Genomic DNA, 14161 nt, shown 5'->3' with positions numbered 1-14161 from the left:
GGCGCTCAGGCCTGAAGGTCGATTTGGTTACCGCGCGGTTCCTGGGTGTCATCCCGTGGTTCGGCATGGAGCATGACCTGCCAGGCCCAAGTGTCCATGAAGTTGCCAATCGTGTTGCGCGTGAAGATCTGCCCGTAGTCGATGATCCGGTGGTAGTTGCTCAGGTCTATCTGGTAACCGCCAGCGAATTTCTCGGTCAGGTGATCGACCAGTTCCAGCACCGTACGCGCGTGCTCGCGAACCGCCTGCTGCAGCGACTCCAGGGCGTTCAGTTTTTCGCTCAGGTAGCTCATTTCGGCGGGTGTCAGCACGCCGTCCGGGTCGGTGACCTGGATACGCTGATCAGGGCCGAGGGTGAAGCCAAAGTGCTTGCTGGCAAGCTCTGGGTTGAGAAAGGGCAACTGCTGGCGAAACTCGTAAGAAACTTCGTAAGCCCGATGCACGGCTTGGTTGGAGCGTTCGATGACCTTGTTCAGATAGGACGCCCGGCTCGTCTCATCGGCACTGCCAAACCACCGCTGGTCCTGCGCAACGACACTGGAGGCATCACGCCAAGGGGCCTCCTGGCGTTGGTAGAAGGTGTGCGAAGTCCGAGCGGGTTGTTGGTGTGCGCTCAAGGTCGGCGGCAGCACACGGGGAAAGGAGCTGCCCGGCCAGGCATCGATCAACGATAGCGCCGGTGGCTGTGGCGCCTCATCGAATGACGCTTCTGCCTGCGGCACTCGTTGAGGGCCGGGCTGAGGCGCTGGAATGATGGACTGTAAGGTGTTCGGGGCAGTGATCTGCATGGCGTTGTTCTCGTTGCTATTTGCCATGTTGACGGCAAATGCCCGGGGAACTTGGCCTGAACACTCTGTAGGCGTTTTCCTGGAAATGGCGGAGTGTGAACCGGTCGTGGTCGATGCGCGCTGGCGAGGTCGGCCCGGACTGGCCAGCGCACATGAATCAATCCGACACGGTGCGCAACTTCTCGGCCTTTTGCGCCACCTTGCCGCTGTCCAGGCGTTTATTGAATTCCAGCCCGTTGGCCAGCAGCACCATCAGGGCCAGGCCAATCAGCGCGGTGCAGACCTGCATCGGCCAGGTGTCGCCAGCCAGGGCGTTGGCGGCATCGGCCATGGGCGCCAGCAGCACGCCAAGGCAGAAGACTTCCAGAGAGTGGCGGCCCAACAGGCAGGTCTGCCGGGCCAGCCCGTTGTTCAGCCAGGCTGCCTCGCGTGGCAGCAGCCGAGCGACCACATAGACCAGCGCGAGGAAGTGCAACAGACGCACGGGCGCCAGGTCGGTCTTGCTGATCGGGTAGAGATGTTCCAGCTGCAGGCTGGCGACGACGGCGCTATGTACGGCCGGCCATTTCTCGCTGAAGGTCAGCACCCCGGCGATCACCAGGTAAACCGAGGCCAGGGCGAACAGTGGCTGCTGGCTCAGCGGGCGCGGGTCGGGCTGGCGCGGGCGCTGGTTGTACAGCGCCAGGGCGCCGCCCAGCACGAACACCAGTTGCCAGGCCACCGGGTTGAAGTACCACACGCCGCCGCCTTCGTAGGCGCGCAGGTTCCAGCCGTACAGCGGCACCATCATGTACAGCGCCACCGACAGCAGCACCGCCAGCTCGATGCGCCGCAACATCAGCGGTAGGTACAGCGGCAGCGCCAGCAACAGCAGAATGTACAGCGGCAGTGGGTCGGTGAGGTTGGGCTTGAAGCGCAGCAGCAACTCATCGGCTAGGGCCTGCTGCGGGTTGCCGACGAAGTGCTGCAGGCCCATCTGCTGGATCATGTCACGGGTGTCGACATGTTCGTTGGCGATGAACACCATGCCCATCAGCAGGGTCAGCAGGAAGATGTGCACTACATACAGCACCCAGGTACGGCGCAGGATGCGCAGACTCGACACCAGCCAGCCGTCGCGAGCGTGGATGCGCCCGTAGGCGAGGATCGAGGCGTAGCCGGCGAGGAACACGAAGATCTCGGCAGCATCGCTGAAACCGAAGTTGCGCACGGTCAGTTGCGCCAGCGGGTTGTCCGGCACGTGATCCCAGAAAATGAAGATCAGCGCCAGGCCGCGAAAGAAGTCGATACGGTGATCGCGTCCGTTAGTCATAACGGTGGGCTCTTGCAAAAGTCGGTGATTAAGAAGACAGGCGAGCGAGGGCCTTGGTTGCCTACCGTCAGTCAGGGTTGTTGGGGGCACGGGAGGGTCGCCGGATTCTACGCAAAAAGCAAAAGCGCGCTATTGCAGAATGTCTCAGAAACAGGCGTACCAGAGCCCCGGCTCAGCGCTCCATCACCCAGGGCTTGATGTGACGGATGCGTTCGGCCATGGCGTAGACATCCTCACGGCCTTGCAGGCTGGTCCAGCGCAGGTGTTCGATCAATGCCTGCTCCTTGGGGTTCAATGCAACGAAGCCCAGTTCGTCTGCCTTGCGCATGAACGGCTCGTCGGGGGCCGTCGGCCTGCTGGCGGCGATCACCTCCTGCAGCGCGCTTTGCAACATCGAGACATAACCCACCAGCATCGACGGGTTGCACAGCACATCGGTCTTGTTCACGTAGCTGTCCAGCAACCGCAAGGAGTCGCGGGCTTCGATCAGGCGGACATAGGCGTGCTGGGGGAGTTCATAGCGGGTACTGGTATCGGACATGGGGAATCCTGCAGGGGAGGAGTATCGTGTACCGCAGGCACTGGCACGGACACCCCTGAGGCGGGTCAGGATCAGCCGGGCGGCGGTCTCACTCGATGCCTCTCGCGCGCCGTTCCGTCGGTCGTGGAGCTGTTTGGCAAAGTGGGCCAAACCTTAGCGACAACCGGGTTTTCTATCAACACCGTTCGGTCTGGGCGCGCTTGATGGCGCGCAGCGCTTTCAATGCTCCGGTGGTCTGCCAGCCTTCGGCGACCGACCGTCCGGCATCTTTTTCAAGGCTTTTGCCGACTGCGACGGTCGGACCTCTGGACTCCCCCCGGCATTGCTTTTATCTTCGCGGCCTGAAAAATCAGGAGTACCGCGCTTTGAAAACATCAGTCGCCATCATGTTCGGCGGGCAGTCCAGCGAGCATGAAGTGTCCTTGCAGTCGGCACGCAATGTCATCAAGGCCATCGACCGTACCCGCTACGACCTGACACTGATCGGCATCGACAAGCAGGGCCACTGGCTGCGCTTTGAAGAGAGCGATTACCTGGTCAATGCGCAGGACCCGGCAAAGATTGCGCTGAGCCAGGCGGGGCGCCAGCTGGCCTTGCTGCCAGGCAGCGATGCGGCGCAGTTCTTCGAAGTGGAGTCGGGCCAGCGCCTGCCGCGCATCGATGTGGTATTTCCCTTGATCCACGGTGCCTTCGGTGAAGACGGCGCCCTGCAGGGCCTGCTGCGCATGCTGGCGATTCCCTGCGTCGGTCCTGACGTGCTGGCCTCTGCGGCGTGCATGGACAAGGACGTGACCAAGCGCCTGCTGCGTGATGCCGGCATCAATGTGGCGCCATTCCTGGTAGTGGAGCGCGGTGAGTCTCTGGACTTCGCCACCGCCTCGGCGCAACTGGGCGTACCGATGTTCGTCAAGCCGGCCAGCCAGGGCTCTTCGGTGGGCGTCAGCAAGGTGGTCGACGCGGCGGGTTTCCAGGCCGCGCTGGCGCTGGCCTTCGAATACGACCACAAGGTGCTGGTCGAGCAGGGCATGCTCGGGCGCGAGGTGGAGTGCGCGGTGCTCGGCAACCGCCAGCCGGAAGTCAGCGTATGCGGCGAAGTGGTCGCCAACGACGAGTTCTACGCCTACGACACCAAGTACCTCAACGACGGCCAAGCGCGTACCGACATCCCTGCGCAGTTGCCTGAGCAACTGGCGGGCCAGGTGCGTGAGGTGGCCTTGCAGGCCTATCGCGTGCTCGGTTGCGCGGGCTTGTCGCGGGTCGACTTCTTCGTCACCGATGAAGGCGGCATCGCCATCAACGAGGTCAACACCATTCCCGGTTTCACGTCCATCAGCATGTACCCCAAGCTGTGGCAGGCCAGCGGCCTGACCTACGCCGGGCTGATCGACCGCCTGATCGACCTGGCCCAGGAGCGCGGTGAAGAAGCGCGCCGGCTGAAACGGGAGATCAGCCTGTGAAGATCATTGATATCGCCGCTGCGCTGCTGGTGGGTGAAGACGGCAAGACCCTGCTGGTGCGCAAGCGCGGCACTCGGGCCTTCATGCAGCCCGGCGGCAAGATCGAGCCGGGCGAGCCGGCGGTGCAGGCGTTGGTCCGCGAACTGGAAGAAGAACTGGCGTTGCGCGTCGACCCCGCGCAGGCAGCCTTCATCGGCGAATTTTCGGCCCCGGCGGCTAATGAGCCGGGGTTCAGCGTGCGTTGCCAGCTGTTTCGTGTCGAGTGTCGGGCGCCGGTAGCGCCCGCCGCCGAGATCGAGGAAGCGCTCTGGGTCGATGCCCAGGCCTGTGCGGCCCTGGAACTGGCACCACTGACCCGCGACCTGATTCTCCCGGCTTACTGGCCAACGCTGCAGCCGGCCTGATCAGCGCACCGCGCTGACGCCGTCGAGGGTCGAGAACGAAGTGTCCTTGGCGGTCAGCAGGAAGTCGCGCATGTAGGGCGCATCGAGCATGTCGGTGCGCACTGCCGCATACAGGGTGGCGAACAGGCCCTTCTCGCCCAGCCGCTTGGCGCGCACATAGCCCCGCGAGCTGTATTCGTGCAGCGCCCAGTGCGGCAGACCGCACACACCACGGCCGCTGGCGACCAACTGCATCATCATCACTGTCAGTTCCGAGGTGCGCACTTGGGCCGGCTCGACGTCGGCGGGCTCCAGGAAGCGGGTGAAGATGTCCAGGCGGTCGCGTTCCACGGGGTAGGTGATCAGCGTTTCGTTGAGCAGGTCTTCCGGCACGATGTACGGCCGGTTGGCCAGCGCATGCTGGTTGGCCACCGCCAGCATGGCTTCATAGGTGAACAACGGCACGTAGGTGAGGCCAGCCAGTTCCAGCGGGTCGGAGGTTACCACCAGGTCGAGGTCGCCACGTGCCAGGGCGGGCAGGGGAGCGAAGGAGAACCCCGACGACAGGTCCAGTTCCACCTCTGGCCAGGCATCGCGGAACTGGTCGATGGTCGGCATCAGCCACTGGAAGCAGCTGTGGCATTCGATGGCCATGTGCAGCCGGCCGGCCGTGCCACCGGCTAGGCGCGCCAGGTCGCGTTCGGCGCTGCGCAGTTGCGGCAATACCGAGTCGGCCAGTTGCAGCAGGCGCAGCCCCGCGCTGGTGAACCGCACCGGCTTGGTCTTGCGCACGAACAGCGCCATGCCCAGGCGCTCTTCCAGCTCCTTGAACTGGTGCGACAGCGCCGACTGGGTCAGGTGCAGGCGCTCGGCGGCCTCTACCAGGCTGTCAGCCTCGCGCAGCGCATGCAGGGTCTTGAGGTGGCGGATTTCCAGCACGGTGACGCTCCGTGAAATAAATTCGTATGAAAAGGTAAAGTTCGTGAGTTTCTCTCATGTTCCTGCGTCTGTCGAGTGCCTGCCGACCCGCCCTTGGGCAATCACGTGCATGCCATTCGTCCTGGGTCATCAAACTGTCACCTGAATGTGGCAGCGCGACCGGGAAAACATCATCAGACTGGCGGCCAACTGGGGATCTGTTTTTCGGTGTTTCTTCCAATGCGCGTGTTCTTTTTTCTGGCCGCCCTGCTTTGCGGCCTGCCCTCTTTTGCTGCCGCGAAATGCAATGTCGATGTGCCTGTGCAGACGGCCACACTCAAGGACGTGCGTATCGCCTACCAGAGCATCGGCGAGCCGAGCGACCCGGCGCTGCTGTTGGTCATGGGCCTGGGTGGGCAGTTGATCCACTGGCCTGACGAAGTGGTGATGGCGCTGTGCGAACAAGGTTTTCGGGTGATCCGCTACGACAACCGCGATGTCGGCCTGTCCACCTGGGTAAGGCCGGTCTCCGAAGTGAACCTGGGCTTCGAGGTGCTGCGCTTCAAGCTGGGTCTGCCGGTGTCGGCGCCTTACTCGCTGAGCGACATGGCCGATGACGCGCTGGGGCTGATGGACCATCTGCAGGTGCGCCGTTTTCATGTGCTGGGTGCCAGCATGGGCGGCATGATCGCCCAGCACCTGGCCGACCAGGCCCCGCAGCGGGTCGAGAGCCTGACCCTGGTGATGAGTAGCTCCGGTGCCGAAGGGCTGCCGATGCCCAAGGCGGCCTTGCTGCAACTGCTGGCCCGGCGCAGCGCGCCGAATCGCGAGGCCGCGCTGGAGCAGCAGGCCGACCTGCTCGCTGCCTTGGGCAGCCCACAGGTGAAGGACGATCGCAGCAAGCTCCTGCAGCAGGCGGCCATCGCCTACGACCGCGCGTTCAATCCGGAAGGCGTCAAGCGTCAGATCGCCGCGATTCTCGCCGAGCCCAGCCGCGTGGCCTTGCTCGACCGCCTGCGCGTGCCGACCCTGGTGGTGCATGGCACCGCCGACCCCTTGTTGCCGGTGATGCATGGCGTGCACCTGGCCGCGCACATTCGTGGCAGCCAGCTGCGGTTGATCCCCGGTTTCGCACACCGCTTCCAGGAGGCGTTCAAGGCGCCATTGCTGGCCGCCGTGCTGCCTTACCTGCGCGCTCAGCATGATGATGTACGCAACATGGCGCAGCTTTGACGGCGTACCGGGTGTATGGTGGTCGTCTCGTTCCTGCCACGCGGTGCTTTGCGATGAGCCAAACCCTGAAGATCGATTTCGTTTCCGACGTTTCCTGCCCCTGGTGCGTGATCGGCCTGCGCGCGCTTGAACAGGCCTTGGCAGAACTGGGCTGCGAGGTGCATGCACAGCTGCATTTCCAGCCCTTCGAGCTCAACCCGCGCATGGCTGCCGAAGGGCAGGACATCAAGGAGCACATCGCCGAGAAATACGGCTCTACCCCGGCGCAGATCGAGGCCATTCACCAGACCATTCGCAGCCGCGGCGCCGAGCTGGGCTTCGATTTCGCCCAGGGCGAGCGGCGCATCTACAACACCTTCGACGCGCATCGCCTGCTGCACTGGGCCGAGCTGGAAGGCCGCCAGCATGCCTTGAAGAACCTGCTGTTCCAGGCCTACTTCAGCGACCTGAGAAACCCTTCGGATATCGACACCCTGGCGGAACTGGCCGAGCGTGCCGGCCTGGATCGCCATCGCGCCGAGCAGATCCTGGCGTCTGACGAGTTCGCCGCTGAGGTGCGCGAGGCTGAACAGCTCTGGGTTGGCCGTGGGGTCAGTTCGGTGCCGACCATCGTGTTCAATGACCAGTACGGCATCAGCGGCGGGCAACCGGTAGAGGTGTTCGTCGACGCGATACGCCAGATTCTCGCCAAGAGCCCGGGCTGAGTGAGCCACAGACAGTTGCCGAATTTCTCATCGGAGGCAGCGGCTTCAACCGCGAACAGGCCGGCACACAGCACGCGATCCACGGTGAGCGGGAGTCAGCCTCACGGCTGACGCCGCTAGCCGACCTGCCAGACCCTCAGCAGGGTCAAAGGCCGTATTTCTTGACCTTGTCGAACAGCGTGGTCTTGGCCATGCCCAGTTCCTGGCTGGCCTGGCTGAGGTTGCCGCCGCTGTGCTGCAGGGCTTCGCTGAGCAGGTTCTTCTCGAACGCTTCCACCGCCTCGGAGAAGCTCAGGCGCGGGCTTTCCGCTCCACCCGCAGCGCTGTGCTTGAAGGCCGGCAGGCCCAGGGCATAACGCTCGGCGACGTTGCGCAGCTCGCGCACGTTGCCCGGCCAGTCATGGCTCATCAGGCTCGACAGGGTCTGGCGGTCGATCTCTCGGGGCTCGCGGTCGAAGCGCAGTGCCGAGAGCTGCAGGAAATGCTCGAACAGTTGCAGGATGTCTTCGCGGCGTTCGCGCAGTGGCGGCAGTTCCAGGGTCACCACGTTGAGGCGGTAGTACAGGTCGCTGCGAAACTGCCCGGCCTTGCTCGACTCGTTGAGGTCGAACTTGGTGGCGGCGATCACCCGGCAATCCACCTCGACGTTCTGGTTCGAACCCAGGCGCTCCAGGGTGCGTTCCTGCAGGACGCGCAGCAGCTTGATCTGCAGCGGAATCGGCATGCTTTCCACTTCATCGAGAAACAGCGTGCCCTTGTGCGCGTGTTCGATCTTGCCGATGCGCCGTTTGCCGGCACCGGTGAAGGCATTGGCTTCGTGGCCGAAGATTTCCGACTCGAACAGGCTTTCTGCCAGGCCACCGCAGTTCAGCGCCACGAACTGCTGCTCGCGGCGCCGGCTGAAGTCGTGCAGGCAGCGGGCGACCAGTTCCTTGCCGGTGCCGGTTTCGCCTTCGATCAGCACGTTGGCCGAGGTGTCGGCAACGTTGGCGATCAGCTCGCGCAGATTCTGCATGGCCGGCGAACGACCGATGATCTTGCCCTCCAGGCTGTCGCGCTCGGCCAATTGCCGACGCAGTGCCCAGACTTCCCGGGCCAGGCCGCGCTGTTCCAGGGCGCGGCGGGTGACATCTACCAGGCGTTCCGGGGAAAAGGGCTTCTCCATGAAGTCGTAGGCGCCATTGCGCATGGCGTTGACCGCCATGGAGATATCGCCGTGCCCGGTGATCAGCACCACCGGCAGGCTGGGGTCGATGGCTTTGAGACGGCCCAGCAGTTCCAGGCCGTCGATACCCGGCAGGCGGATATCGCTGATGACGATGCCGGCGAACTGCTCGCCGACCCGCGCCAGGGCTTCTTCGGCGCTGCCGACGCCTTCGCTGGCGATATCTTCCAGCGCCAGCGCCTGTTGGCAGCCGAGCAACACATGAGGGTCGTCCTCGACGATCAGTACTGTCAGGTCATGGTTGATGTTCATGGCAGCTCTCATGTGGGGGCTTCGGTGCGAGGTTCGGGGGCGGTGCCGGCGATCACCGGCAGGCTGAGGATGAACACCGTGCCGTTGTCCGGGTGCTCGGCGCTCAAGCTGCCGCCGGCGGCGGCGGCCAGGCTGGCCGACAGGGTCAGGCCCAGCCCCAGGCCCTGTTCGCCCGGCTTGGTGGTGAAGAAGGGTTCGAACAGATGCTTGCGCGCTTCGCTGTCGATGCCGTGGCCGTTGTCGCGCACGCACAGGCGGTAGCGCTCGTCGAGCACCTGGCCTTCCAGCCACAGTTCGGGCAGTGGCTGGGCCTGGGTCGCGTCCAGGGCGTTGCCGATCAGGTTGACGAGAATCTGCTCCAGGCGGGTCTGGTCGATGCCCAGGGTCGCGTCGACGAAGTCGCTGTGCAGGGCCAGGGAATGATTTTCCAGGCGCCCGGCCAGCAGTTGCAGGGCGGCCTCCACGGCCTTGCTCAACTGCGCCTGGCCCTTGTCTTCGCCACGCCGGGCAAAGGCGCGCAGGCTGGCGGTGATGCGCCCCATGCGGTCGACCAGGTCGTTGATGGTGCGCAGGTTGGTGCTGGCGGTGTCCAGCGCGCCGCGTTCCAGGAAACGCACGGTATTGCCCGACAGGGTGCGCAGGGCCGCCAGGGGCTGGTTGAGTTCGTGGGCGATGCTGGTGGACATCTGCCCGATGGCCGCCAGCTTGCCAGCCTGCACCAGTTCGTCCTGGGCCTTGCGCAGGGTTTCCTCGGCCTGACGGCGCTCGCGGATCTGCGCCTTGAGGCGCTCGTTGCTGGCGCGCAGGTGGTCGGTACGCTCGGCGATCTTGCGCTCCAGCTCATCGTTGGCGGCCTGCAACGCCTCACGGGCGGCGAGGCGGGTGGCGATCACCTTGCGCCGCTCGTTCCAGGCGATCAGCAGGAAGGTCACCAGAGCGCAGGCCACCGCCACCAGCATGCCCTGGTTGGCCGCCTCGCGGCGCAGGTCTTCCAGCGGCGTGAGCAGGGTCAGGTGCCAGGGCGTGTCGGCCAGTTGGCGGGTCTGTGCCAGGTAGCTGACCTGGGTGTGTTCCTGGTCGACACTGGCATTGGCCGGGAAAGTCAGCTCCTCGACGCCTTCGGTCAGGGTGTGACGCTCCAGCGGCACCAGCTCGTTGAGCGGCCACCAGTAGTACTGCAGGCTGCGCGCCAGGCGCTCCTTGAGCCCCTCGTTGAGCGGGCGTACCGATTTAAGCCGGCGGGTCGGGTCGCTGGACAGGATGATGATGCCGTTCTCATCGCTGACGAAGGCCTCCAGGCGTGCCCGCTGCCAGCGTTCTTCGAGGGTTTCCAGGCGTACCTTGACCACTGCCACGCCGATGATGCGGCCCTTGTCTTCCAGACCGTGGGCCAGGTAATAGCCAGACTCGCCGGTGGTGGTGCCGATGCCGTAGAAGCGCCCTGGCTGGCCGCGGATGGCGTCCTGGAAGTAGGCGCGGAACGACAGGTCTTCGCCCTGGTAGCTGTCGCTGTCGCGCCAGTTGCTGGTGGCCAGCACCCGGCCGGTGGTGTCCAGCACGTAGATGGCCCGGCTGCGGCTGCGGCGGTTCAGGCCTTCCAGGTAGCCGTTGACCTGGTTCTGCAGTTCAGGGGACGGTTCCCTGAGTAACTCGCTAACGCTGTCCTCCAGTTCGAGGATGCTCGGCAGGTAGGTGTACTTGCTGATTTCGCTTTCGACGGTGCGCGCATGCAGTTCCAGCTGGCGGGCACCGCTTTCGCTGAGGGTCTGGATGCCGTAGTGCTCACTGACCCGGTAGGCGGCATAGCCCAAAACGATGACCAGGATGAGGATCAGCGGCGGCAGGAACAGTTGACGGATCAGACGGGGCTTCACGATGAGTGATGGTGGTGCGGCGCGAGGAAGAGGGGGGTCGCATTTCATCACAGTCGTCCCGGAGCGGCCAGCGGCCCGTGGGGCGGGCCGTGGGTTCAGCGTTTTGCAGGTGCAGGCAGGTTGGCCCGGCAGCGCCGATCAGCGGTGCTGCCGGGCCACCTGTCAGTGTTGAAGGATCTTGGCCAGGAACTGCTGAGCGCGGTCGGAGCGGGCCGACACGTCACCGAAGAACTCTTCCTTGGCGCAATCCTCGATGATCTGCCCCTTGTCCATGAAGATCACCCGGTTGGCCACCTTGCGGGCGAAGCCCATCTCGTGGGTCACGCACATCATGGTCATGCCTTCGTGGGCCAGCTGCACCATCACGTCGAGCACTTCGTTGACCATTTCCGGGTCCAGCGCCGAGGTCGGTTCGTCGAACAGCATGACGATCGGGTCCATGGCCAGCGCACGGGCGATCGCCACACGCTGCTGCTGGCCGCCGGAAAGCTGGCCTGGGTACTTGTGCGCATGCGCCGACAGGCCGACGCGATCGAGCAGTTTCAGGCCCTTCTCGGTGGCTTCTTCCTTGCTGCGGCCCAGTACCTTGATCTGGGCGATGGTCAGGTTCTCGACGATCGACAGATGCGGGAACAGCTCGAAGTGCTGGAACACCATGCCGACCCGCGAGCGCAGCTTGGGCAGGTTGGTCTTGGGGTCGGCGATGGAAGTGCCGTCGACGATGATGTCGCCTTTCTGGAACGGCTCCAGGGCATTGACGCACTTGATCAGCGTCGATTTGCCGGAACCGGACGGGCCGCATACCACCACCACTTCACCCTTGCTGACCTCGGTGCTGCAATCGGTCAGTACCTGGAAGTCCCCATACCACTTGTTGACATTCTTGATGGTGATCATACGGCGAACCTTTTCTGCAGGAGCTTGACCAGGCGCGAGGCGGCGAAGCTGATGATGAAGTACACGACACCGGCGAAGACCAGGAACTCGTTGGCACGGCCGATGATGTCGCCGCTGGCGCGGGCGGAGTTGAGGAAATCGACCAGGCCCACGGTGTAGACCAGCGAGGTGTCCTGGAACAGGATGATGCTCTGCTGCAGCAGCAGCGGGGTCATCTTGCGGAAGGCCTGGGGCAGGATGATCAGGCGCATCATCTGGCCGTAGGTCATGCCCAGCGCTTTGGCAGCGCCCATCTGGCCTTTGGAGATCGACTGCACGCCGGCACGCACGATCTCGCAGAAGTACGCCGCCTCGAACATCATGAAGGCCACGACGCAGGAGGTGAACGCGCCCACCGGGGTGTCTTCGCCGGTGATCCAGCGCAGCACGAAGGGCACCGCCAGGTAGAACCAGGTGATGACCAGCAGCAGCGGGATGGAGCGGAAGTAATTGACGTAGGCGCCAGCGAGGTTCGACAGCAGCTTGCTGGACGACAGGCGCATCAGCGCCAGCACGGTGCCCAGGGCGATACCGCCGATCACGCCCATGACCATCAGCTGAAGGGTCATGAGCATGCCATTCCACAACGCCGGAAGGGCAGGGATGATTCCGGTGAAGTCCATCATTTACCCCCTACGGAAATCAGGCCGGGCACGGCGACTTTCTTCTCGATCAGGCGCATGAGCAGCATCAGGCTCATGTTCAAGGTGAAGTAGATCAGCGTCGCCAGGGTGAAGGCTTCGAACAGGTTGGCCGAGAACTCGGCGGTCTGTTTGGTCTGGGCCAGCAGCTCCATCAGGCCGATCAGCGAGGCCACCGAGGAGTTCTTGAACACGTTCAGGAATTCGGAGGTCAGCGGCGGAATGATGATGCGGTAGGCTTGTGGCAGCAGCACGTTCCAGTAGATCTGCGGCAGGCTGAAACCCATGGCCCGGGCCGCCGATTCCTGACCGCGCGGCAAGGCTTCGATACCGGTGCGTACCTGTTCGCAGACCCGCGCGGCGGTGAACAGGCCGAGGCAGATCACCACGCTGATGAACGCCGAGGTCGTCGGGTTGAGGTCTTGCTTGTACCACTCCTGCAGGCCCTCGGGCAGCAGGTCGGGTACCAGGAAGTACCAGATGAACAGTTGCACCAGCAGCGGCACGTTGCGGAACAGCTCCACGTAGGCCGTGGCGATGCCCGATACCAGGCGGTTCGGTACGGTGCGCATGATGCCGAGAATCGAACCCAGCACCAGTGCGATGATCCAGGCGGCGAGGGCAATGGCTATGGTCCAGCCCAGGCCGGAGACGTACCAGTCGATGTAGGTCTCGTCACCGACACCAGTGGACTTGAAGAACACGCCCCAGTCCCAGTTGTAATTCATCAGGGTCTCCCCCTCTTGTTCTATATCGACCGAAATGCACGCATGCGCATCGCTCGAATCCGTTCAGGCTCGTGTGTACGTCAAAGCCACCATTGGCTCCGCCAGGGGCTTGCTGCTGCGTGTGTTTGGAGATCCCGGGCAGCATGGCCACCCGGGTAACAGCGGCCGATCAGCCCTTGGCTTTCTCAGGGGCTGGCTTGTCGTTAGGCTCGGCGATCAGCTTCTTCAGTTCTTCGCTCATCGGGAATTGCAGGTTCAGGCCCTTCGGCGGGATGGGTTGCTGGAACCACTTGTCGTAGATCTTGTTGATCTCGCCCGACTTGTACACCGCGACAATGGCGTCATCGACGGCCTTCTTGAAGGCCGGGTCGTCCTTGCGAACCATGCAGCCGTAGATCTCGTAGGACTGTGGCGTACCGGTCACCACCCAGTCGGTAGGCTTCTTGGCCTTGGCCATTTCGCCAGCCAGCAGGGCGTCGTCCATCATGAAGGCGACCGCACGACCCGACTCCAGCATCTGGAAGGATTCGCCGTGGTCCTTGGCCGAGATGATGTTCATGCCCATCTGCTTCTCGGCGTTCATGGCCTTGAGAATGCGCTCGGAGGTGGTGCCGGCGGTGGTCACCACGTTCTTGCCTTTCAGGTCTTCGAAGTCCTTGTAGGCCGGTTGACCGTCCTTGACCTTGGTCAGCAGGCGGGTGCCGATTTCGAAGATGCCGACCGAGAAGTCGACCTGCTGGGCGCGCTCGGCGTTGTTGGTGGTCGAACCGCACTCCAGGTCGACCGTGCCGTTCTGTACCAGCGGGATGCGGGTCTGCGAAGTCACCAGGTTGTAGCGAACGTTGAGGTTCGGAACGTCCAGCTGCTTCTTCAGCGCTTCGACAACGGCAATCTGCAGGTCGTGAGAGTAGCCCACTGGCTTGCCGGAAGCGTCTGCGATGTAGGAGAACGGAATGGACGCGTCGCGGTGACCGAGGGTGATGGTGCCTGAATCCTTGATCTTCTTCAGTGTGCCGGTCAGTTCGGCGGCGGAGACTGGAGTGCTGAGCAGAGCGGCAGCAGCAACGGCTGCGCCCAACAACTGGGGAACGATACGCATCGATGAATCCTCGACTTCATTTTTTATTCGGATGGCCGAGCTGTGGTCTGGCCACATCTCAACGAATGCT

14 protein-coding genes are annotated in these 14161 nt (G+C 63.6%); 4 read left to right on the top strand and 10 right to left on the bottom strand.

All coding sequences use genetic code 11. The features are described from left to right. Window positions 1-5: 5 nt before the first annotated feature. The 3 genes from QZ497_RS03340 to QZ497_RS03330 all read right to left on the bottom strand — a co-directional run bounded on the left by QZ497_RS03340 (window position 6) and on the right by QZ497_RS03330 (window position 2641). On the bottom strand, window positions 6-788 hold the full coding sequence (locus QZ497_RS03340; RefSeq protein ID WP_295471023.1) for a hypothetical protein: 783 nt from the start codon (window positions 786-788) through the stop codon (window positions 6-8). A 157-nt stretch (window positions 789-945) separates the two neighbouring features. Continuing rightward, window positions 946-2100 carry an OpgC domain-containing protein gene (locus QZ497_RS03335; RefSeq protein ID WP_295471008.1) on the bottom strand — a complete coding sequence of 385 codons (1155 nt, stop codon included), beginning with the start codon at window positions 2098-2100 and terminating at the stop codon, window positions 946-948. Window positions 2101-2272: 172 nt separating this feature from the next. Beyond that, window positions 2273-2641 carry a hypothetical protein gene (locus QZ497_RS03330; protein ID WP_295471006.1) on the bottom strand — a complete coding sequence of 123 codons (369 nt, stop codon included), beginning with the start codon at window positions 2639-2641 and terminating at the stop codon, window positions 2273-2275. Between the two features lie 365 nt (window positions 2642-3006). Between QZ497_RS03330 and ddlA the strand changes: the two genes are divergently transcribed. Then, window positions 3007-4098 carry a D-alanine--D-alanine ligase gene (gene ddlA, locus QZ497_RS03325; protein WP_295471004.1) on the top strand — a complete coding sequence of 364 codons (1092 nt, stop codon included), beginning with the start codon at window positions 3007-3009 and terminating at the stop codon, window positions 4096-4098. Then, window positions 4095-4502 carry an NUDIX domain-containing protein gene (locus QZ497_RS03320; protein ID WP_295471002.1) on the top strand — a complete coding sequence of 136 codons (408 nt, stop codon included), beginning with the start codon at window positions 4095-4097 and terminating at the stop codon, window positions 4500-4502. Before ddlA ends, QZ497_RS03320 begins: the two co-directional genes overlap by 4 nt. Here the strand turns inward: QZ497_RS03320 and metR are convergent, their stop codons facing one another. Beyond that, window positions 4503-5420, bottom strand: a complete 918-nt coding sequence (gene metR / locus QZ497_RS03315; protein ID WP_295471001.1) for a transcriptional regulator MetR — start codon at window positions 5418-5420, stop codon at window positions 4503-4505. 219 nt (window positions 5421-5639) lie between these two features. On the opposite strand from metR, the gene QZ497_RS03310 reads away from it, so the two are divergent. Both QZ497_RS03310 and QZ497_RS03305 read left to right on the top strand, forming a co-directional pair. Beyond that, window positions 5640-6632 carry an alpha/beta fold hydrolase gene (locus QZ497_RS03310; RefSeq protein WP_295470999.1) on the top strand — a complete coding sequence of 331 codons (993 nt, stop codon included), beginning with the start codon at window positions 5640-5642 and terminating at the stop codon, window positions 6630-6632. 53 nt (window positions 6633-6685) lie between these two features. Continuing rightward, window positions 6686-7336: a DsbA family oxidoreductase gene (locus QZ497_RS03305; RefSeq protein WP_295470997.1), complete on the top strand. Its 651-nt coding sequence runs from the start codon at window positions 6686-6688 to the stop codon at window positions 7334-7336. Window positions 7337-7481: 145 nt separating this feature from the next. Here QZ497_RS03305 and QZ497_RS03300 read toward each other — a convergent pair whose 3' ends face one another. The 6 genes from QZ497_RS03300 to QZ497_RS03275 form a co-directional block, all read right to left on the bottom strand. Next, window positions 7482-8813 (bottom strand): sigma-54 dependent transcriptional regulator, encoded by a 1332-nt coding sequence (locus QZ497_RS03300; protein ID WP_295470995.1) that lies wholly within the window; start codon window positions 8811-8813, stop codon window positions 7482-7484. A gap of 8 nt (window positions 8814-8821) precedes the next feature. Next, window positions 8822-10735, bottom strand: a complete 1914-nt coding sequence (locus QZ497_RS03295) for an ATP-binding protein (RefSeq protein ID WP_295470993.1) — start codon at window positions 10733-10735, stop codon at window positions 8822-8824. Window positions 10736-10849: 114 nt separating this feature from the next. Further along, entirely contained in the window at window positions 10850-11584 is a 735-nt protein-coding gene (locus QZ497_RS03290) for an amino acid ABC transporter ATP-binding protein (RefSeq protein WP_295470991.1), read from the bottom strand. Continuing rightward, window positions 11581-12249, bottom strand: a complete 669-nt coding sequence (locus QZ497_RS03285) for an ABC transporter permease subunit (RefSeq protein ID WP_295470989.1) — start codon at window positions 12247-12249, stop codon at window positions 11581-11583. Before QZ497_RS03285 ends, QZ497_RS03290 begins: the two co-directional genes overlap by 4 nt. Beyond that, the gene (locus tag QZ497_RS03280; protein WP_295470988.1) at window positions 12246-12992 is read right to left on the bottom strand and encodes an amino acid ABC transporter permease; all 747 of its coding nucleotides are present in this window, start codon (window positions 12990-12992) and stop codon (window positions 12246-12248) included. Before QZ497_RS03280 ends, QZ497_RS03285 begins: the two co-directional genes overlap by 4 nt. A 169-nt stretch (window positions 12993-13161) precedes the next feature. Further along, window positions 13162-14091, bottom strand: a complete 930-nt coding sequence (locus QZ497_RS03275) for a glutamate/aspartate ABC transporter substrate-binding protein (RefSeq protein ID WP_295470986.1) — start codon at window positions 14089-14091, stop codon at window positions 13162-13164. Window positions 14092-14161: the final 70 nt, after the last annotated feature.

The organism is uncultured Pseudomonas sp., from assembly GCF_913777995.1.
Taxonomy (GTDB): domain Bacteria; phylum Pseudomonadota; class Gammaproteobacteria; order Pseudomonadales; family Pseudomonadaceae; genus Aquipseudomonas.
This window is presented reverse-complemented; position numbering and strand designations above follow the sequence as displayed.

Excerpts from the sequence above, each read along its gene's own strand:
- QZ497_RS03340 (WP_295471023.1), bottom strand. The coding sequence starts at position 788 with ATGCAGATCACTGCCCCGAACACCTTACAGTCCATCATTCCAGCGCCT.
- QZ497_RS03335 (WP_295471008.1), bottom strand. The coding sequence starts at position 2,100 with ATGACTAACGGACGCGATCACCGTATCGACTTCTTTCGCGGCCTGGCG.
- QZ497_RS03330 (WP_295471006.1), bottom strand. The coding sequence starts at position 2,641 with ATGTCCGATACCAGTACCCGCTATGAACTCCCCCAGCACGCCTATGTC.
- QZ497_RS03310 (WP_295470999.1), top strand. The coding sequence starts at position 5,640 with ATGCGCGTGTTCTTTTTTCTGGCCGCCCTGCTTTGCGGCCTGCCCTCT.
- QZ497_RS03305 (WP_295470997.1), top strand. The coding sequence starts at position 6,686 with ATGAGCCAAACCCTGAAGATCGATTTCGTTTCCGACGTTTCCTGCCCC.
- QZ497_RS03300 (WP_295470995.1), bottom strand. The coding sequence starts at position 8,813 with ATGAACATCAACCATGACCTGACAGTACTGATCGTCGAGGACGACCCT.
- QZ497_RS03295 (WP_295470993.1), bottom strand. The coding sequence starts at position 10,735 with ATGAAATGCGACCCCCCTCTTCCTCGCGCCGCACCACCATCACTCATC.
- QZ497_RS03290 (WP_295470991.1), bottom strand. The coding sequence starts at position 11,584 with ATGATCACCATCAAGAATGTCAACAAGTGGTATGGGGACTTCCAGGTA.
- QZ497_RS03285 (WP_295470989.1), bottom strand. The coding sequence starts at position 12,249 with ATGATGGACTTCACCGGAATCATCCCTGCCCTTCCGGCGTTGTGGAAT.
- QZ497_RS03280 (WP_295470988.1), bottom strand. The coding sequence starts at position 12,992 with ATGAATTACAACTGGGACTGGGGCGTGTTCTTCAAGTCCACTGGTGTC.
- QZ497_RS03275 (WP_295470986.1), bottom strand. The coding sequence starts at position 14,091 with ATGCGTATCGTTCCCCAGTTGTTGGGCGCAGCCGTTGCTGCTGCCGCT.